Here is a 19,540-nt window from a genome sequence, read left to right as displayed (position 1 = left end):
TACGCTATTGCTCTCGTTAAGTGCCTATTAATAGCTTATGAATAAAAAGAATATGTACTTCAATTTTACTTAGTTATATGAATAAAAGAAAAACAATATACTTTGATATATATTATTTTTAATGCAGATAAATTATGCAAAAGTCTCTCGGGGTTGTTTTACCAATTGTTATTTTATCTACGCTATCTCAGCATAGTTTCGCAACTACAGGCTATTTCATGCATGGCTATGGGGTAAAGGCACAGGGTAACGCAGGAGCCTCTATAGCGGCATTTAACGATGCTTTAACGATTGCGAGTAACCCATCAGGTCTAGCATGGTTAGACAGTCGCGTGGATGTTGGTGCAACCTTATTTAACCCGAAGCGCTCTAGCGAGATTGTAGGAAATCTAGCGGGTGCGAATGGACAATATAGTGCGAATGGTCGTGAATACTTTGTTTTACCTGAAATTGCGATCAATAAGAAGGTAAATGACAGTGTTGCTCTAGGTCTGGCAGTTTATGGTAATGGTGGGATGAATACTTCATATCGGAATAATCCTTATGCTGCTTTTGGTAATACAGGTGAAGCAGGTGTGGATTTAACACAGATCTTTGTTTCTCCATCTGTAGCTTGGCGGTACAGCGAAAATCAGTCTATCGGTGTTGCAACGAATTTTCTCTACCAGCGTTTTGAAGCGAAAGGCATTTCCGGTTTTGCACCATTTTCTACAGATGGTGAGCATTTAAGTAATCAAGGCAAAGATTCATCGACAGGAATCGGTGTTCGCGTGGGTTGGAGCGCTAAGTTAAATGACGTAGTGACTGTCGGTGCAAATTACTCATCAAAAATTAAAGCAGACAAGTTTGATCAGTATCGTGGCTTATTTGCTCAAGCAGGCAGTTTTGATGTTCCTGAAAGTTATGGTGTAGGGGTTAGTGTAAAAGCCAGCCATGCACTAACACTGCTAGCTGATATACAGCGTATCAACTATTCGGATGTGGATTCTGTCGGCAACGTCTTTAGTTTTGATTCATTAATGGCGGGCAATGCTTTTGGTTCTGAAAAGGGGCAGGGTTTCGGTTGGAAAGATATTAATGTTTATAAAGTGGGTGCAAGTTATCAATTGAATCCACAACTTACTCTACGTGCAGGATATACCCATAATGATCAGCCTATTTCTGAAAGTCAGACTTTTTTAAATATTTTGGCGCCTGGTGTTATTAAAGATCACGTTAGTGTTGGAGCAACATGGAATATTGATCGAGCACAAGAGCTGAGTGTTGCTTATACCTATGGTTTAAAAGAAACCGTTAAAGGGAATCAATCGATTCCAACAGCATTTGGTGGTGGAGAAGCCAATATTGAGATGGATCAGCATATTCTGGGTCTTTCGTATGGTGTGAAGTTTTAACAATAAAAAAGCTGAATCATAAAGATTCAGCTTTTTTCACATCAGAAAATTCTGTGTATTTATGCAGTCTTTGCAAGTGAGTCAGTAACAAGCATTTGACCTGTTTCTTCAAAGTTTGCATGCCATGACAATGCTTCACGTAAAATGTGAGGTGTATGTCCACCACGTTCACAAGCACGCTCAAAGTAGTCATTTAACGCACCTTGATACAGTGGATGTACACAATTATCAATAATGACACGAGCACGCTCACGAGGCGCTAAACCGCGTAAATCAGCAAGACCGACTTCAGTTACTAAAATGTCTACATCATGTTCGTTGTGGTCAACGTGGCTGACCATTGGAACGATTGATGAAATGTCACCACCTTTGGCAATTGATTTGGTCACGAAGATGGCTAAATGCGCATTACGAGCAAAATCACCTGAACCACCGATACCATTCATCATCTTCGTGCCACACACATGCGTTGAGTTCACGTTGCCGTAGATATCAAACTCAAGGGCAGTGTTGATACCGATGATTCCTAAACGACGAACAAGTTCAGGGTGATTGGAAATTTCTTGAGGGCGTAACACCAATTTGTCTTTGTATTTTTCGAGATTTCCAAAAACGCGTTCGCCACATTGTGCTGATAACGTAATAGAACTACCAGAGGCAAACTTCATTTTACCTGCATCAATTAATTCAAAAGTACAGTCTTGAAGTACTTCAGAATACATGACTAGATCTTCAAAATTAGAATCTTTTAAACCTGTTAATACGGCATTGGCAATCGAACCAATACCTGCTTGTAAAGGACCTAAGTTTTTCGCCAAACGACCTGCAGCAACTTCTTTTTCAAAGAAAGCAATGAGGTGATTTGCGATACCTTGAGTCTCAGCATCAGGTGCGGTCACAGTCGATGGCGAGTCCGCTGTGTCGTTAAACACGATACCAACGATTTTCGCAGGATCAATTTGAATTGCAGTCGAACCAATACGATCATCAACTTTCGTCAACGGTACAGGTGTACGTGTTGGACGGTAAGTTGGGATGTAAATGTCATGCAAACCTTCGAAGTTTTCACTTAAAGACGTATTGATTTCTACAATCACTTTTTCAGCGAAGATCGCGAAGCTCGCAGAGTTCCCTACAGATGTTGTTGGAACAATATGACCTTCTTCTGTGATCGCAACAGCCTCAATCACGGCTACATCAGGACGCTTGAGCTGCTGGTTACGCATTTGCTCAACAGTTTCAGATAAATGTTGGTCAATGAACATCACTTCGCCATTGTTAATTGCACGACGTAAAGTGTTGTCAACTTGGAATGGCATACGACGCGCAAGAACACCTGCTTCAGTCAGTTGTTTGTCTAAGTCGTTTCCAAGGCTAGCGCCCGTAATTAACGTGATTTTTAACGGATTTTTTTTAGCTTGTTCAACCAGTGCTTGAGGGACTGCTTTTGCTTCCCCTGCACGTGTAAAGCCACTCATACCAACCGTCATATCATTTTCAATAAAGCGAGCTGCCTGCTCAGCACTCATCACTTTGTCGTGAAGAGATGCAAGGCGAATACGACTTAAAGACATCATCCATTCTCAATATTGCTTTTTCATTAGATATGGATTTTAGCGCTAAAAGTGCAAAAGTGAATTGGACTACTGCTAAGGTCTAATATGTGAAATAGAAGATGATTTTTGACTAGAAATAAGTGGCATTTTTAATGAGCAGAAATCAGTTTAAAAATGCCCTGTAAGTGTTTGTTTAATCTTGCCAATCGTATTGCTTGGGTTTTCTTCAGGCTCTTGAGTTGAGATCGGAAGTGAGATGACCACTTCTAAACCACCTTGTTCACGATTACGAATATTGATTTGTCCTTGATGAATATCCACGATGCGTTTTACGATCGCTAAGCCTAAACCGCTTCCTTGGACTGTTCGTGCAGAATTGCCTCGAACAAAGGGTTGCATCAGCTCTTCAACTTGATCAGGTGGAATACCTTCACCATGATCGGCCACAGTAATTAAAATATGTTCATCAACATAACTGGCTGACAATTCAATCGGTTCAGCACCATAACGCTTGGCATTGTTAATCAAATTGGCAATTAAGCGTTTTAGAGACAAGCTACGTGCAGGAATAATCGGTAATTCTTGCATCTCAAAGCGAATGTCGAGCGGCTTGAACTGGATTACTAATTCTTGTAATAAGGTATTGATATTGGTATCAGTTAATTCCTCATCCGAACCGTCCCGCATGTATGAAATGAATTGGTTCAGAATCGCATCCATATCATCGACATCGTATACCAAGCCTTCACGTAGAAACTCATCTGGGAGCATTTCCGCAGTTAATCGAATTCGAGTTAATGGTGTACGTAAATCATGAGAAATCCCTGCCAACATAATTTGGCGATCACGCTCTGTCTGTTCCAATGTATACACCATATGGTTAAACGCTTGGTTCACTTGACGGATTTCTAAAGGACCATGATTGGTATCAAGGTAAGGGGCTTTACCTGTTTTACTATAATTGTTGGCCGCATTCTGTAATCGACGCAATGGCCGATTCATTTGACGAACTAAAATTAAAATAATAATTGAAGATAAAATGGGTACACCAAATAGCCATGTTGCGATCAACTCAACACTATAGTTGGTGTAGGTTTTTAAGGGCTCTCGAACCCAATTGCCATTCATTTCTGGTGTTTGAATCCAGATACGAGGGATTGGTTTGAATTTGAAATAAACCGTCACATTGTCAGCATTATCAACACCAAGTTCTTTCGCCAATTTTTTTTCGATTTGGTTGGTAAATAACTCAGCTAAAAATTTATCTTCGACTTTTGGAAATTCTTTGGGATCAGTAATGTACTCAATCCCGATCCTATTTTTAAGCCACGTATCAACATCGACTTCAGTGTCGCGATGCAAAATACGAATATCAGGATTGTTGACTAGTTCTAATTCAATCGCGAGGTAGCGAGCGTGTTGCTGTAATTCAGGTAAATAAAGTGTTCGCCAAAAGAACCACAAAGACATAAAGAGGCTAAAAAACACCATAAAGAGTACCAAAATCGTGGTACGCATTGCGGCGGAACGTGGTTTGATTTTATCTAAAAAACGTTCCCACTTTGTTCGTGGTCTTTCAGAATACGAAACAAAATCTGTAAATGCTTGTGGATCAATTGGTTCAAGTTTCAAGGTTTAGATTCCTGATTTTATTCCGCGCCATCTGGAACAAAAACGTAACCTACACCCCAAACAGTTTGGATGTAACGCGCACGGGCAGGGTTATCTTCAATCAGACGACGTAAACGAGAAACTTGAACGTCAATTGAACGCTCCATTGCGCCCCATTCACGGCCACGTGCCAAGTTCATCAGTTTGTCGCGAGTTAATGGCTCACGTGGATGCTGCACAAGCGCTTTTAATACAGCAAATTCGCCCGTCGTAAGTGTAACTACTTGACCTTCACGGGTTAAAGTACGAGTAGAAAGGTCTAATGCCCAAGGACCAAAGCTGACCACTTCAACTTGTTGACTTGGTGCGCCCGGTACTTCACGTACTTGGCGACGTAATACGGCACGAATACGCGCTAACAATTCATTTGGGTTAAATGGTTTTGGTAAATAGTCATCTGCACCTGCCTCAAGACCCGCAATACGGTCAGAGTCACTACCACGTGCAGTTAGCATAATAATCGGGGTATCAATATTTGATTGACGCAAACGACGACAGATACTTAAACCATCTTCTACAGGGAGCATGAAGTCGAGGACGATCAGCGAGAACAACTCACGTTGTAATAAACGATCCATCTGTGTTGCATCATGAGCAGTTTTTACGACGAAACCTTTATCTTCTAGGAAACGTTGTAAAAGCGTACGCAAACGCACATCGTCATCGACCACTAAAATGCGTTCGACACGATCTGTCTCATGGTGTACGGTTTCCGTCGATTCAGCAGGTACAACTAAACTCATGATGTGCTCCTTTATCGTTTATTGTCATCGTCATTATGCAATGCTTGGGAGTATACGATTCATTGCACAGGTTTGGCTATGTTATAAAGCAACAAATATTGCCAATAAAATCAAGAGATAGATACCAAATATATACAGGTAAAATTATGACAAACAATCTATTTTTCAATATTTAGAGCAAAAAATGTCGATATTTTAGAAACATTCATCAATTTGCAAAAATACTCGCAAAATATTCAAAAAAACAATGGTGGATTTTATAGCCGTGGACTTTATAATCAGTGCTTTTAGACTTAACCCTTGTGGAATCAATCACGATGACTGACTTAGTTCAGCAGTTGGCAAATGAACTTGCCGTACGTCCAAACCAAGTAGAAGCTGCTATTCGTTTAATTGATGAAGGCGCTAGTGTTCCTTTTATCGCACGTTACCGTAAAGAGGTCACGCAAGGCTTAGACGATACTCAATTACGTCAACTCGATACACGTTTAGCTTATTTACGTGATTTATACGAGCGTCGTGAGAAAGTGATCCAATCTTTAACAGAACAAGATAAATTAAGCGATGACTTATTGGCGCGTGTAAATGCAGCAGAAACTAAAAATGCATTAGAAGAAATTTACGCACCGTATCGTCCTAAACGTACGAGTAAATCATTTAAAGCAAAAGAAGCGGGCTTGGGTCCAATTGCTGAAAAGATGATTGCAGAACAAGTTGATCCAACAGAAGCTTTGGCTGGTTTTAGCCACGAAGATTATCCAGATGTTGAGAGTCAATTGGATGCAATCCAGCATATCCTGATTGATGACTGGGCGCAAAATATTGCCTTAACGACTGAATTAAAACAAACTTTTGCAAAAACTGCTGTTCTAAAAAGTGCAGTTGCTTCTGATGAAAAGAAAGAAGTCGGCAAGAAGTTCCGTGATTATTTCGAATTCTCAGAAAATCTGAATAAAGTTCCTTCTCATCGCTTATTGGCAATGTTACGTGGTCGTCAAGAAAATGTACTTGGTTTAAAAGTAGATGGCGAAGATGAAGCTCCATTGGCTCGTATTGAAGTCGAATATAATCTTGAGCAAATTCAACCACAAAGCCGCCAAGATTATTTAAAACAAACTGCAAAATTATTTTGGTTAGGTAAGGTTCGTCCTCAGATTGAGCATTCATTGCTGACGGATAAGCGCTTGGCCGCTGAAGCAGAAGCAATGGATGTTTTTGCGGAAAATTTACGTCATTTATTACTTTCTGCACCTGCGGGTGGTCGTACAACCCTAGGTGTTGACCCTGGTATTCGTACAGGCGTGAAACTCGCTGTTGTAAATGATGCTGGTGATGTGTTGGCACATAGCACGATTTATCCATTTGCACCGAAAGAAGATAAAGAGGGTTCGATCGCAGAACTCGCGCGTTTATGCCGAGAGTTCCACGTGGAACTTATTGCGATTGGTAATGGTACTGCGAGTCGTGAAACAGAAGCCGTTGTTGCTGAAATGATGGCTGCGAATACGGATCTGCAATTGACGCGTGTAACTGTCAGCGAAGCAGGCGCATCGGTTTATTCGGCGAGTGAGCTTGCTGCGCAGGAGCTTCCTGATCTTGATGTATCGATTCGTGGTGCAGTTTCGATTGCACGTCGTTTACAAGATCCATTGGCTGAACTCGTTAAAATTGATCCAAAATCAATTGGTGTTGGTCAGTATCAACACGATGTAAACCAGACCGGTCTAGCAAAAACTTTGGATGCAGTAGTTGAAGACTGTGTGAATGCTGTTGGTGTGGATGTGAATACCGCTTCACCTGCGATTTTGGCTTATATCGCTGGTTTAAATAAATCAATCGCACAGCAGATCGTTGAATACCGTAAAGAAAATGGTCGTTTTGATAACCGTCAATCATTGAAGAAAGTGCCACGTTTAGGTGAGCGTACTTTTGAACAATCGGCAGGTTTCTTACGTGTTCAAGATGGTTCTGAACCATTAGATGCATCAGCTGTTCACCCTGAAAGTTATGGTCTGGTAGAAAAAATCGTTGCAGCGAAAGCAACTACGGTTAAAGACATTATTGGCAATACCGAGATTATTCGTCAGGTTAAAGCAGATGAGTTTGTTGATGACAAATTTGGTTTACCGACGATTCAAGACGTTTTAGCAGAATTGGAAAAACCAGGTCGTGATCCACGTCCTGAGTTTCGTACTGCAAAGTTCCGTGAAGACATTACTGAAGTTGCACAATTGACTGAAGGTATGCAGCTTGAAGGTGTCGTGACTAATGTGACGAACTTTGGTGCATTCGTAGATGTAGGTGTACATCAAGATGGTCTTGTGCATATCTCTGAACTTGCAAACGAGTTTGTCTCCGATCCGCATAAAGTGGTAAAACCAGGTCAAATTGTACAAGTACGTGTGATGCAGGTCGATGTGGAACGTAACCGTGTGAACCTCAGTATGCGTGCTGAAGGCGCTGCTCCAGCAAAAGCACCGCGTCAACAACGTCCACAGCAAGACCGTACTGAGCGTAAACCACAAGGTCAACGCCCACCACGTAAAGAGGGCGACTTTAAGCGTCCACAAAATAACAAGCCAAAAACAGAAAAACCACAAGAGCAGAAAATAGGTGGTTTAGGTGCTTTGTTATTACAAGCAGGGATCAAAGGTTCTAAGTAATTGAATTGAGTTCCTAAAAAACCTTCCTTCGGGAAGGTTTTTTTATTCTTTATTGGCATTGAGTGATGAACGTAAAAGCTGTTCTTTGGACAATAACTGCGTTAAATTTTTATCATTGGTTGATGTTTTTAAATGGTTAATATCTAAAATAATCTGTTCTAAAAGCACTTGGTAATCTGAAGAATTTAGCAGCTTTTCTGCAAGAGCAATCCCTTCCATTTGAACGTGATAATTTAAGCTAATTTTACGCAATAGGTTTAACGCGAAAGGCGGACACAACATTACATCGAGGGAAAACTGGAAAATTTTAGCCCAAGACAGTTGCAGTGATTTCCGTTTTAAAATAACAAAAAGTAATGATGAGATATTAAGAATATAGATCGTAATAATTGTGATTGCTAAAGGTAAATAACTTAATTTTATTAATAACAGTACAGGTAACAAAACGAACATTAATAGCCATAGCAGCATATTTATCCATTGTAGTGGCTTCAATGTTTTACTAATCAATAGAATAGAGTCGACATCTGCGGACTGATCTGATGGTATTGATTGTTTTATTTTCCAAGCACATTTGAATATCAATTGATGCGTGAAAAACATATTAGGAATAAATAAATACTTACTCAAAAAACTAAATGATTTAGGAACGTGTTGGAATTTAAAGCTTGAGCGAATACCCTTAGTCACATTGAATTCATTAAAAAAATATAGACGAGCAGAGTCATAAAGATAAAATCCATATAACCCGATAATGATCAGTATTTCTAAGGGTAAATGCATTTATGATTTATTTCGCTTGAATAAAGAGCTAATCCATCCACCTAAAGCAACCACACCCACAGCAACAAATTTCCATGCTGCCGCAAAAAAGGCTGCAATTGCTGCCCAGAAGCCTTTCTTAGTTGCTACAACGGCTGCACCACCGGCAATTAAAGCGGCTAAGCCATATTCTGCAACTTTATCACCTTCACGATATTCAGAATATTTCTCACCAAAGTTATATTCGAATCCTTTTAAACTTGATTTAAAGGCATCAATATTTTGAGTTAGTCCTTCTTCATCAGAAACGAGTGTGGCACTGGTTACACCTGTACGACCTAAGATACGAATGGTGTAATTGATTGCTTCTGAATTATTATCATCACGAATTTTCAATGCCCATTCTAAACGTTTAGTTTGATTGTCATAATGTGGCGGCACCGCCCAACCCACGGTATAAAGTTTTGGAAAACCTAAACGCTCACGTTCTTTATTCGATGGCTCGTCTGAGGCTTTAAGCTGTTCTAATAATGCATCTGCATCTATTTTTTCATCATCTTTTACATATCCAGCGGGATCAAAATCAAATGTTGCCCACCATGAATTATCTGGAGCAACAAGAATATTGGTGCTGCCACTGGTAAGATTGCCTGTTAATTCTAGAAATTTATCTGAGTTAACGGGATCTAAAAATCCTTCATCTTTGAGCGTATTTAATGTCGCGACATTGGCAACATTTTCTTTTTTAGGACCTAAATGCCAATCTAGTTTTGACATCGGATTTTCTTCAGCTTGTTGAGTTTGCGTATTATTCACGGTGGTTTCTTCAGTTGATGCTGAAGCAAATGAATAACTTGGAGCTGAAGCCACACCTAGCATAGACAGACTTAATGCAATTGCATAACTCAAAGAGGTTAATTTTTTCGGTTGTAACTGATTTAACATGAAATTCTCACAATATTTTAGCTATTCGTTTTATTACAATTTATTGAATAAATTATCAGCGGATTCTAAAATATTTTTATCTAAAATTAAAATAATTTTTTAATCATTTAAAATAAAAGCATTTATTTATATTGGAATGTAATAAATATTATTGTTTAAAAATATATTGATGGTTTAATAAATTTATTGGGAAAAATATAGCAGTATGATGAGCTTGGGGATGAGTTGAATGTACTGGATTTTGAAAAACAGCAATTTTATTCTATAAGTTTCATGCAATCGCGTTAACCTGCAATGATGCATATTAGCCTTAGGAGGTCGTGATGTCGCGTAGACCTCGAGAACAAGTGGATTATTTACACCTTGAAGAACTCGGTGGTTTAGAAATGTTGAAAGCTAGTTACTTTCAACAGGAGTTTTCTCGCCATGTTCATGAAGGTTTTTGTATTGGTGTCATTGAAGAGGGCGCACAACGCTTTTATCGAACGGGTGGCAATCATGTTGCACCACAAGGCGATATTATTTTAGTGAATGCCGATGAGGTGCATACCGGCTCATCTGCTGTAGAAACGGGTTGGCGTTATCGAGCGATTTATCCAACACCAGAAGTTTTCCACGAGCTAACACGAGATCTCACTACGATTCATGGGACAGCACCGTGGTTTAGAGAGGCGGTCTTACATGATGAAGGTTTGGCACAACAGTTTCGTTTGCTATTCGATCTGCTTGAACAGCCGAGCAATACTTTGCTCAAACAAACTTTATTTTTATCAACAATAGCATGGCTTGTTTCTAAATATAGCCAAGTACGTCCAACGGCTGTTGATCTGAGTAATGCGAAGCAACGTATATTAAAGATTAAAGAATTAATGGCGAGTATGCCTGAGCAAGAGTTTTCCCTCATTGAGTTGGCAGAAATGGCAAATTTGAGTCAGTGGCATTTTCTACGCCAGTTTAAAAAGCATGTTGGACTCTCACCCCATGCATGGTTAATCCAAGCGCGGTTACAGAAATCACAAAAGCTATTGAGGCAAGGACTAAATTTATCAGAGGTCTCGCAACAGTGTGGCTTTTCTGATCAAAGTCATTTTAGTCGTCATTTCCGTCAAACTTTCGGTATCACACCGGGCGGTTATATCGCCTACCTCAAATAAAACAGCAATTTTATACAATTCGAATACGTCGAAATTTGGCATAGTCATGATCTGTTCGACGAGTAATTGTGATTTTGATGTTAACTGAAAGCATAGATGGCACCCCAATGTCTCAATCCAAGGCATTTCTCAATGGTGTGATCAAAATTCTACCTCTCTGTTTTGCCGTTTTACCTTGGGGATTATTGGCGGGTTCAATGGCGATTCAAGCTGGGCTAACCACGCTGCAAGCAATCGGCATGTCGGCATTAGTTTTTGCAGGCGCAGCGCAATTGATGACGCTTGGTTTAGTGATGGTGGGTACACCTACGTTGACGATTATTATTTCGGTGTTTCTGATTACGACACAGCATTATTTATATGCGTTGTATTTACGAGATGATATTTCTAAGCAGCCATTGAAGCATCGGCTTATGCTTGGCTTTTTACTCACAGATGAGTTATTCGCGGTCAGTATCAAAAAACAGCAACACTATATTTATTATTTATTGGGTGCAGGCATTTGTTTTTATCTATGTTGGGTACTATTCAGTATTTGTGGTGTGTTGCTCGCTGCATCTGTACCAAATTTAGATCAATATCATTTAGATTTTTCGATCGTTGCAACTTTTATTGCCATTGTGGTTCCGTTTATTAAGAATCTCAATACGCTCGTTGGCGTGATGGTGTCTGTAGTACTTACGATTGTGTTTTTGAGTCTAGGAATTAAAAGTGCGGCAATTTTAGCTGGTGTCATTGGGATGCTGACCGCGACTTGTTTGCAGAATCTTCGGGAGCGTGCGGCATGAATTGGTTTCTTCTGATTATTCTAGCGCTCGTCGTTTTTATGAATCGCTATATTCTGCTTGAACCGAATATTCCTTTACGTTTACCGAAGTGGTTTCAGCAATCATTGCAATATTCTGCACCTTGTTTACTCACCGCAATTGCCACCCCGATTGTCTTTATGGATGAGCAAGGCGTATTTCGTTCGACATTACTAAATCCTTATTTTATTGCCACAGTCTTAACAATCGGAATTGCTTATACGGTACGACATACCTTAGCGACGATTATTCTCAGTTTGGCATGTTTTTACGCTTTGGTCTTTTGGTCGAATTAAAGAAACTTGGGTCATGAATGGCATGAACCCAAGCTTTAAATTTACACCTCTTAGCGTGTGGTATAACCACCATTGGCAAAAATAGTTTGTCCTGTGATCCACCATCCATCTGTTACTAAGAAGCGAACCAATGGTTCAATATCTTCAATTTTAGTCAATCCGCCTAATGCAGATGCCGATTTATGATAAGCCACTGCTTCAGGTGCTTCTTGACCATAGAAGAACGGTGTATCCATTGGGCCTGGGGCAACAGCAGTGACTGAAATACCACGTTCACCAAACTCTTTAGATGCGGCACGAGTGTAGTGTTCGACTGGCGCTTTTAAACCCTCATAGGTTGAGTATAGTCCTGTGTAGGCCGCCAATAGACTGGTGACGATGGTACAAATTTTTCCATTTGGATTGAGATGTCGACCTGCTGATTGGATAAAGAAATAGGCAATTTTATTGTTGATGTCATTCATTCCATCAAACTCTTGCTCAGTGGTATCTAAATATGGTTTTTTGAGCACACGTCCGACGGTATTAATCGCGATATCCACACCACCAAACTCTGCGTTAGCTCGTATAAAAAGTTGTTCGATATTTTGAATATTGGATAAATCAGCTTGAACCAAAATCGCTTTGATTCCGAATGCTTGAACTGCTTTTAATGTTTCCTCGGCATCTGCTTGGGTTGCAGTGCTATTGTAATGAATTAATAAGTTTGCACCTTGCTCAGCAAATTTACGTGAAATTAAACCACCTAAATTTTTTGCGCCGCCAGTGATTAGTACGGTTTTGCCTTTGAGATGATGTTGTGACATTTATTCTTCCTCATCATGTTGTGTATGAAATGATGCTAATGGAATTTATTTGTCTGAAATAGTTGTTAGTATTGAACTGATTGTGCAGAAAAGTTGAATAATAAAATGGATAAAATAGACCGTTTAAAAATCTTCTGTTTGGTGGCAGAGAAGCAATCGTTTGCGCAAGCGGCAGTGCAATTAGGCTTACCACGTTCCAATGTGACCTATGCGATCCAAGCGCTAGAAAAGGAATATGAAGTGCTGTTGTTTTATCGCACGACTCGTAAGGTGGCTCTCACGCATGAGGGCAGCTTGTTTTATGACGAAGCAATGCGTTTGGTTGCACAATTAAAAGAGCTCAATCGTTTTAAAACGCAGGTACGCAGTCAGGAAGGTAAAATCAGCATTGGGATGCCGAAACGTTTAGCCACCCAAGTTTTGATTCCAAATTTAAAATCGTTTTATCAACGTTATCCAAAAGTGAAAGTTTTGATTAATGGCAGTGATGATTTTTCAAATTTGATTGAACAACAACTTGATTGTGTCGTTCGAGTCGGGCAGGTACAGGATGAATATTTACTGATCAAGCCGATTTGTCAAACTGAAATTTGGACATTGGCTGCGCCGCAATATTTGACTGAGTTTGGCATTCCTAAAGATTTTGATGAGCTGCAACAGCATTTTGCCGTTGATTATCATGTTGCCAAGCATTATCGAGAGCTGAGCGAATTAGTATTTAAAAATCATCGCGTCAAAATGCCATATCGTTTATTAATTGAAAATACAGAAGCCTATATTCAAGCGGGTTTAAACGGGTTGGGAATAATCCAGATTCCAGCGTTTGATGCGAAAAATTATGTACAACAAGGTCGATTACAGCGCTTATTTGAACACGTTCCTCGCTCTGAATTACCTGTCAATATTTTGCTTACAGACCGTCAATATCGTCCAGAATATTTTCAGGACTTCATTGATTGGCTTAATGATCTGCTGAAAAGTGAGCTTGCTGTCCATTGCTAGAATGATCCTTTAATGTTTTGACAACTGATGCGATTTACAGTAAAAATTAAAATTAGAGTAATTGCTCTAATTTTGTGGGTGATAAAAATGCACATTGGCAGACAAGCATGGATGGCACAGACTTTAGGTGACTTATCCTTAAAAGATCGGATGCAGCTATTGAGTCATAGCTTATTTCCAGTCCTTAAACAGAGCATAAAAATGTATGCCTTAGCAGGTCGAACTCAGTCAAATGCTCGGTTGGGGTTGAGCTTAGACGATCTACTTTTGCCTGATAGCAATGATGTAAAACACGCGATTGAAAAAATGCAATCATGTAGCTCAATCGCCCTACAAAATCACTGTTTGCGCACATGGCACTACGCAGTAGCCTTTGCCAAGATGCATGATTTAAAACATGATCATGAGTTGTTGGCGGTGTCTTGTTTATTACATGATTTAGGCATGACCGAGCAACATTATCAACATCATGAAACTTGTCGCTGTTTTGCTGGGCAGGGCGCTTATGCTGCTAAGGATTGGTCCATTGAGCAAGGTTGGCAGATACCGCGTGCTGATCAGTTGTTTGATGCAATTAGTATGCACATGAATCCTTATGTGGCTGTTGATGATGGCGTTGAAGCACATTTACTCCAACAAGCAGCAAGTTGTGATGTGATTGGAAGCCGAGGTTTTGAATTTTCGCCCCAGTTTAGAAAACAGTTATTTCAACAATATCCACGTTTAGACTTCAATCAACACATGCTCGAATTTACCCAGCATGAAGCATTTACACGTCCTCAGTCTCGTACAGCAATGGTCGTTCAGAGTGGCTTTAAGCATTTAGTCAATCTCAATCCATATCTGGAAAAAGCGGGACAATAAAAAACCACCTTTGTCGAGCAAAAGTGGTTTGGATGAGGGCAGAATTTATTTAGTGATCATGTTCTAAATAGGCAGGTTTTTTCGGCAGCGCTAAACTACAGAAGAAACAGATGATGAGCATGATAATTACATAAACAAAGAAAGTGTTTTCAATGCCTGCATCTTTAAATAACAAGGCAACGGAAGGTGCTGAACCGCCAAACAAGGCATTACCGACTGCATAAGAGAATCCGACCCCTAAGGCTCTGACATGAGGCGGGAACATCTCTGCTTTGACCAAGCCACTGATAGACGTGTAGAAGCTTAGCAGCATCATTAAGAAGATCAGTAACAAGGCAATAATCACTGGCGAGTCAACAAAACTGCGCATACCAATGACCATGACAGGATAGATAAAGATTGCGCTCAATAAGCTAAATGACAACATCGACGCACGACGACCAATTCGATCTGACAACATACCAAAGAATGGCTGAGCGATCATAAATACGAATAATGCCGCAGTCATGATAAAGCCAACGGTTTTACCTTCAATCCCGATATTGGTGAGATAAGTTTTAGAGTAGACCGTCACTACGTAAAAAGTCAGTGAACCTGCTGAGGTATAACCAACCACCAAGAGGAAAGTCTTCCAGTGTTGCTTTAATAGCGCGACCAAACTACCTGATTCTTCACGTTCAGCATCTTCATGCGATAAGGTCTCTTCTAAGCGGCTTCGAGCAGCTAAAGACAAGAGTGCTGCAATCCCCCCGATCACGAATGGAATACGCCAACCACCATCATTCAGTTGCTGTTCCGTCATAAAACCTAGCAAAATAACGCCTAGCAAGCTGGCAAGTAGCTGACCGCCTGAGAGTGTTACGTATTGGAACGAGGCAAAAAAACCACGTTGCCCTTTCAAACCGAGCTCACTCATATAGGTTGCGACGGCACCATATTCACCGCCTACGGATAGACCTTGTAACAACCGAACCATGAGCAATAAGAATGGCGCAAGCATGCCGACTTGATCATAAGTTGGTAATGCCGCAAATAGAAATGAACTGAGTGCCATTAAGCAAATAGAGATCACCATAGACTTTTTGCGACCATGCCGGTCGGCAATTCGCCCAAATAACCAACTTCCTATCGGGCGCATAAAGAAGCTAGCGGCGAATACACCCCACACATAAATCGCTTTGGTGGTTGGCTCCATATCTGGAGCAGTCAGTGCATGAGTAAAATAGGCAGCAAAAACGGCATAAATATAAAAATCGAACCATTCCACTAAATTCCCTGATGCCGCACCCACAATGCCTTTGATGCGACTCGTTCTTTCTTCCTTGCTATATGTCTGACTCATATATGTATGTTCCTTTCTCGACTAAGCAAGATTCGATAACTGAATCTTTGCAGAGTGTTATATACAGCTAAAAAAGCATGAAAATGACACTATTTTGTATGCTTTTTATGACTGTATTTTTATATGATGATAATCAGAACATTTTTTAATAATTATTTAAAAAACATGAGGCTGGGCAGTAGGGTCAATATGGAAAAGTTAATTTTATGAAAAATAGTTAATTTAATTCAGGAATAGGACAATCTTTTCTTAACGGACAAGGCTCTCCTTGAGTAAATCGGCTCAGCATCATTTTAATTTGATTGAGTTGAGCAATTTTTTCGTCAATCACATCGAGTTTCTCTTGGAAGATGGTGTGTACTTGATCTGCAGGAATTTCTTGTTGCGCCGTCATTGCTAAGATTTGCTTAATTTCATGGAGTGAGAAACCAAGGTTTTTTGCTGTACGAATTAACTGGACTTGCTGAAGTGTTTGTTCAGGATAATCTTTATAACCATTATTGCGGGTAATTGAGTGAATCAACTGCATTTTTTCATAAAAGCGAATGGTATCTCGACTGAGGTTAGTTTGTTTTACAAGTTCACCAATCAACATTTCATCACCTTTTTTATTATTTGCTTAAAAAACATCTTGACCATTGAGTGTACTCCATCCTTTAGCCTATTCCTACATTGAATAAAATGAGTCATTCACAATGGAAAATAAAGATTCAAATCAGCAACAGACACAGATTGCTTTTGTTGCAGGCGCTACAGGTTTTATCGGACGTTTTTTAATTGCTGAATTGTTGCAGCAAGGACATCAGGTTTTTGCATTATTACGTCAAAAAGCTAAACAACAGCCAGAGTTAGAAACATGGCTGATTCAAAGAAAGGTTGCTTTAGAAAAACTCACATGCATTCAAGGTGATATTACCCAACCAGACCTTGCAATATCGACGTCCGATTGGCTGAAATTGAGTACCGTCAATACGCTTTACAATGGAAGTGCTTTATTTGCATGGAATCTCAGTATGCAACAAGCCCGTGCTGTGAATGTTGAAGGTGCTGTAAATTTACTGCGTTGTATGCAGAAACATTGTCAGTTACGACGTGTTGTTCATGTTTCAGGATTTATGCTGACTTTGGAGCAACATTTGCAGCAGATCGGGATAGATTCAGCATCACCTGAGCAAAGTAACTGGCAGCAGATTTATGCCCGCCAAGGCGCTTATGAAGCTTCGAAAATAGAGGCACATTATGCATGGATTTCACAAGCCAAGCAGTTGAACTTAGATTGGACGATTATTCATCCAGCAACGGTTGTTGGAGATGCAAGTACAGGCGAAATCCCTGCAAACCAACCGATGGCGCATATGGTTGATTTATTAAAACGTAAAAAAATGAGTGCCATTCCTGCGACACCACAACACTATTTACCACTTGTGACCGTCGACTATCTTGTGCGAGTGATCAGTTATGCTGCTACTGAGCCAAGCTTAATACAGCGTGAACTCTTGGTTGCACATCAACAGCGATTTGTTCTTGCTGAAATGTTGAATATTATCGCCGCACAGGTGAAACAAAAAGCACCGACGCAATATGTACCATTGTCTGTACTGCGAATGATTTTAAGATGGAAATGGTTGGCGCAAAAATTAGAAATGTCTGCAGAAATGTTGGACTTTATCCGAACAGAACCGCTGAATACTTCACAGCTAATGCAACTCATCCAAAAGTGGGATATTCAAGAAACGGACTTAAGAAAAGCTTTGGAAAAAACCAGTCTTTGGGTTTATCAACAACCATAACCTGACGATAAAAGCGGCAAGCTGTGGATAAGTTTAAACTTATTCACATCGTCGGTTGTCATAGATTGGTGATCTTTTGTTCATGGGATTGTCATTTTTGCTTCTTAGCATGAAGGCTCTTTGGCAATGATGTTTGTAAACAATGAAAAAAACACCGCTCACTTTGGCTTTATTGGCTTCGATAGTTGTATTGACTGCATGTTCTGATGGGGATAATGGTCAAAATGGATTAAACAGCTTGATTCAACAAACGCCTTTAGCGTTGGGTAATGATGATTGCTGGAGCGCTGGAACGCGTATTGAAAGTGGTCTAGATAAAAACAAAAATGGTCAATTGGATGCCAATGAAATCGAGCAAAGTTCGGTACAGTGTGGTGCCAACTTATTTGCACAAGGTATTGCATTACCTTATGAAATTCTAGCGAGCTTTCAGCCAAATGGCACAACCATTGATAGCCCATTTTCCCTTCGTCAAGGTGGCTTTGGTTCTGACGTTGCGGCACATCCCACCAATAAAAAACAGTTTTATGCGATTACCGATCGTGGCCCAAATGCTGACTATGATGATGGTGTTCATGGTGCGGGTAAGATTTTCCCACTTCCAGATTATGTTCCTAAAATTGGTTTGTTTGAGGCACAAGATGATGGTTCAGTCAAACTGATCAAAACGATTTTATTGAAAGATCGTAATGGGAAAAATATCACGGGCTTACCGAATACTGCTGCTCTCGGTGGCACTGGTGAAACTCCTTACGACATCAATGGTCATGTGATTACTGTTGATTCAAGCAAGCCTTATGATCCTGTGACGAATCCAATCAAGTTGGATGACTATGGTCTTGATAGTGAAGGTTTGGCTGCATTGAAAGATGGCACATTCTGGGTTAGTGATGAATATGGGCCTCATATTGTTCATTATGATGCTAACGGGAAAGAGATTGGCCGTATCAATCCTTTTGCGAACGATGCCCGTAATATGCTTACCTTGCCGCAAGAGTTTAGTTATCGCCGTGCCAATCGTGGAATGGAAGGTCTAACGATTACACCTGACCAAAAAACATTGGTTGGGATTATGCAATCCACCATGAATCTGCCAACCAAGGCAGTCAATAAATCAACGCTGACCCGTATTGTGACGATCAACCTAGAGACGGGTAAGGTTGCTCAATATCTTTATCGCCAAGAAATTGCAGCAAACTCAAACTCAGCGATTGTCGCGATTAATGATCATGAGTTTTTAGTTCTTGAACGTGATGGTAACTTCCTCAAAGACGATCCGAATATCATGAAACATGTATATCGTATTGATCTGAAGGATGCCACCAATCTAGAAAATGTCGCGGCTCAAGGTGACTTACAGCAAGATCCAAAGTTAGGTTTGACCATCGCAGGCAAAACACTAGAACAGTATGTTTTGACTCAAGGGTGGGAGGGTTTACAAGCCTTAAATATTCAACCTGTCAGCAAAACCTTGGTGTTGGATATGGGCAAACGAGTGAGTTATGCACATGACAAAATGGAAGGCTTATGGTTGATTGATCATCAGCATCTTGGGGTGCTGAATGATGATGACATGGGGCTTTGGAGAAATGACAACGGTCTAGAGCAAAAATATCTAGATAATGCGCGTATGCGTGTCGATACGCCAACCTTATACGTCGTTGATAAACTGAATCTGTTCAATCCATAACAAGACTTGAAGCCCAAAAGCAAAAACTTTTGGGCTTTTTTAATTCACTTTTTTAA

The 19,540-nt window shown here is 40.2% G+C and carries 17 protein-coding genes; 9 read left to right on the top strand and 8 right to left on the bottom strand.

Annotated elements, in window-relative coordinates; genetic code table 11:
- The first annotated feature begins 134 nt into the window (after positions 1-134).
- A complete protein-coding gene (locus tag F959_RS04450) occupies positions 135-1,394 on the top strand; it encodes an OmpP1/FadL family transporter (RefSeq protein ID WP_004877922.1) in 1,260 nt (419 codons plus the stop codon).
- A gap of 59 nt (positions 1,395-1,453) precedes the next feature.
- Here the strand turns inward: F959_RS04450 and F959_RS04445 are convergent, their stop codons facing one another.
- From F959_RS04445 to ompR, 3 genes are all read right to left on the bottom strand, one after another.
- Complete coding sequence (locus F959_RS04445; protein WP_004877920.1) at positions 1,454-2,968, bottom strand: acetyl-CoA hydrolase/transferase family protein; 1,515 nt, start codon at positions 2,966-2,968, stop codon at positions 1,454-1,456.
- A 150-nt stretch (positions 2,969-3,118) separates the two neighbouring features.
- Positions 3,119-4,582 (bottom strand): ATP-binding protein, encoded by a 1,464-nt coding sequence (locus tag F959_RS04440; protein ID WP_004877919.1) that lies wholly within the window; start codon positions 4,580-4,582, stop codon positions 3,119-3,121.
- A gap of 17 nt (positions 4,583-4,599) precedes the next feature.
- A complete protein-coding gene (gene ompR / locus F959_RS04435; protein WP_004678831.1) occupies positions 4,600-5,364 on the bottom strand; it encodes an osmolarity response regulator transcription factor OmpR in 765 nt (254 codons plus the stop codon).
- Between the two features lie 317 nt (positions 5,365-5,681).
- Here ompR and F959_RS04430 point away from each other — a divergent pair, with 317 nt between their 5' ends.
- Entirely contained in the window at positions 5,682-8,027 is a 2,346-nt protein-coding gene (locus F959_RS04430) for a Tex family protein (protein ID WP_004877918.1), read from the top strand.
- A gap of 42 nt (positions 8,028-8,069) precedes the next feature.
- Here F959_RS04430 and F959_RS04425 read toward each other — a convergent pair whose 3' ends face one another.
- Complete coding sequence (locus tag F959_RS04425; RefSeq protein WP_004877917.1) at positions 8,070-8,810, bottom strand: hypothetical protein; 741 nt, start codon at positions 8,808-8,810, stop codon at positions 8,070-8,072.
- Positions 8,811-9,734: a DUF2167 domain-containing protein gene (locus F959_RS04420; RefSeq protein WP_004877916.1), complete on the bottom strand. Its 924-nt coding sequence runs from the start codon at positions 9,732-9,734 to the stop codon at positions 8,811-8,813.
- 323 nt (positions 9,735-10,057) lie between these two features.
- On the opposite strand from F959_RS04420, the gene F959_RS04415 reads away from it, so the two are divergent.
- The 3 genes from F959_RS04415 (at position 10,058) to F959_RS04405 (ending at position 11,990) form a co-directional block, all read left to right on the top strand.
- A complete protein-coding gene (locus F959_RS04415; protein ID WP_004877915.1) occupies positions 10,058-10,888 on the top strand; it encodes an AraC family transcriptional regulator in 831 nt (276 codons plus the stop codon).
- Positions 10,889-10,965: 77 nt separating this feature from the next.
- Entirely contained in the window at positions 10,966-11,676 is a 711-nt protein-coding gene (locus F959_RS04410; RefSeq protein ID WP_017196757.1) for an AzlC family ABC transporter permease, read from the top strand.
- On the top strand, positions 11,673-11,990 hold the full coding sequence (locus F959_RS04405) for an AzlD domain-containing protein (RefSeq protein WP_004877913.1): 318 nt from the start codon (positions 11,673-11,675) through the stop codon (positions 11,988-11,990). The genes F959_RS04410 and F959_RS04405 overlap by 4 nt, the downstream gene beginning before the upstream one ends.
- A gap of 50 nt (positions 11,991-12,040) precedes the next feature.
- On the opposite strand, the gene F959_RS04400 is transcribed toward F959_RS04405, so the two are convergent.
- Entirely contained in the window at positions 12,041-12,796 is a 756-nt protein-coding gene (locus F959_RS04400) for an SDR family oxidoreductase (protein WP_004877911.1), read from the bottom strand.
- Between the two features lie 105 nt (positions 12,797-12,901).
- On the opposite strand from F959_RS04400, the gene F959_RS04395 reads away from it, so the two are divergent.
- Positions 12,902-13,798, top strand: coding sequence for a LysR family transcriptional regulator (locus F959_RS04395; protein WP_004877909.1), 897 nt, complete (start codon positions 12,902-12,904; stop codon positions 13,796-13,798).
- Positions 13,799-13,885: 87 nt separating this feature from the next.
- On the top strand, positions 13,886-14,662 hold the full coding sequence (locus tag F959_RS04390) for an HD domain-containing protein (protein WP_004877907.1): 777 nt from the start codon (positions 13,886-13,888) through the stop codon (positions 14,660-14,662).
- 49 nt (positions 14,663-14,711) lie between these two features.
- On the opposite strand, the gene F959_RS04385 is transcribed toward F959_RS04390, so the two are convergent.
- Both F959_RS04385 and F959_RS04380 read right to left on the bottom strand, forming a co-directional pair.
- On the bottom strand, positions 14,712-16,004 hold the full coding sequence (locus F959_RS04385; RefSeq protein ID WP_004877905.1) for an MFS transporter: 1,293 nt from the start codon (positions 16,002-16,004) through the stop codon (positions 14,712-14,714).
- Positions 16,005-16,221: 217 nt separating this feature from the next.
- Positions 16,222-16,599: a MerR family DNA-binding protein gene (locus F959_RS04380; RefSeq protein WP_004877903.1), complete on the bottom strand. Its 378-nt coding sequence runs from the start codon at positions 16,597-16,599 to the stop codon at positions 16,222-16,224.
- A gap of 100 nt (positions 16,600-16,699) precedes the next feature.
- On the opposite strand from F959_RS04380, the gene F959_RS04375 reads away from it, so the two are divergent.
- Positions 16,700-17,794 (top strand): SDR family oxidoreductase, encoded by a 1,095-nt coding sequence (locus tag F959_RS04375; protein WP_004877901.1) that lies wholly within the window; start codon positions 16,700-16,702, stop codon positions 17,792-17,794.
- A 142-nt stretch (positions 17,795-17,936) separates the two neighbouring features.
- A complete protein-coding gene (locus F959_RS04370; protein WP_004877899.1) occupies positions 17,937-19,484 on the top strand; it encodes an esterase-like activity of phytase family protein in 1,548 nt (515 codons plus the stop codon).
- The last annotated feature ends 56 nt before the right edge of the window (positions 19,485-19,540 follow it).

Origin of the sequence: Acinetobacter venetianus RAG-1 = CIP 110063 (genome assembly GCF_000368585.1) — a bacterium.
Lineage (GTDB): Bacteria > Pseudomonadota > Gammaproteobacteria > Pseudomonadales > Moraxellaceae > Acinetobacter > Acinetobacter venetianus.
Note: the sequence above shows the minus strand (reverse complement) of the source record. Positions and strands in the feature narration are given on the sequence as shown.

What these genes read in the sequence shown, in the direction of transcription:
- F959_RS04450 (WP_004877922.1), top strand. Translation starts at nt 135, where the DNA reads ATGCAAAAGTCTCTCGGGGTTGTTTTACCAATTGTTATTTTATCTACG.
- F959_RS04445 (WP_004877920.1), bottom strand. Translation starts at nt 2,968, where the DNA reads ATGTCTTTAAGTCGTATTCGCCTTGCATCTCTTCACGACAAAGTGATG.
- ompR (WP_004678831.1), bottom strand. Translation starts at nt 5,364, where the DNA reads ATGAGTTTAGTTGTACCTGCTGAATCGACGGAAACCGTACACCATGAG.
- F959_RS04430 (WP_004877918.1), top strand. Translation starts at nt 5,682, where the DNA reads ATGACTGACTTAGTTCAGCAGTTGGCAAATGAACTTGCCGTACGTCCA.
- F959_RS04425 (WP_004877917.1), bottom strand. Translation starts at nt 8,810, where the DNA reads ATGCATTTACCCTTAGAAATACTGATCATTATCGGGTTATATGGATTT.
- F959_RS04420 (WP_004877916.1), bottom strand. Translation starts at nt 9,734, where the DNA reads ATGTTAAATCAGTTACAACCGAAAAAATTAACCTCTTTGAGTTATGCA.
- F959_RS04415 (WP_004877915.1), top strand. Translation starts at nt 10,058, where the DNA reads ATGTCGCGTAGACCTCGAGAACAAGTGGATTATTTACACCTTGAAGAA.
- F959_RS04410 (WP_017196757.1), top strand. Translation starts at nt 10,966, where the DNA reads ATGTTAACTGAAAGCATAGATGGCACCCCAATGTCTCAATCCAAGGCA.
- F959_RS04405 (WP_004877913.1), top strand. Translation starts at nt 11,673, where the DNA reads ATGAATTGGTTTCTTCTGATTATTCTAGCGCTCGTCGTTTTTATGAAT.
- F959_RS04400 (WP_004877911.1), bottom strand. Translation starts at nt 12,796, where the DNA reads ATGTCACAACATCATCTCAAAGGCAAAACCGTACTAATCACTGGCGGC.
- F959_RS04395 (WP_004877909.1), top strand. Translation starts at nt 12,902, where the DNA reads ATGGATAAAATAGACCGTTTAAAAATCTTCTGTTTGGTGGCAGAGAAG.
- F959_RS04390 (WP_004877907.1), top strand. Translation starts at nt 13,886, where the DNA reads ATGCACATTGGCAGACAAGCATGGATGGCACAGACTTTAGGTGACTTA.
- F959_RS04385 (WP_004877905.1), bottom strand. Translation starts at nt 16,004, where the DNA reads ATGAGTCAGACATATAGCAAGGAAGAAAGAACGAGTCGCATCAAAGGC.
- F959_RS04380 (WP_004877903.1), bottom strand. Translation starts at nt 16,599, where the DNA reads ATGTTGATTGGTGAACTTGTAAAACAAACTAACCTCAGTCGAGATACC.
- F959_RS04375 (WP_004877901.1), top strand. Translation starts at nt 16,700, where the DNA reads ATGGAAAATAAAGATTCAAATCAGCAACAGACACAGATTGCTTTTGTT.
- F959_RS04370 (WP_004877899.1), top strand. Translation starts at nt 17,937, where the DNA reads ATGAAAAAAACACCGCTCACTTTGGCTTTATTGGCTTCGATAGTTGTA.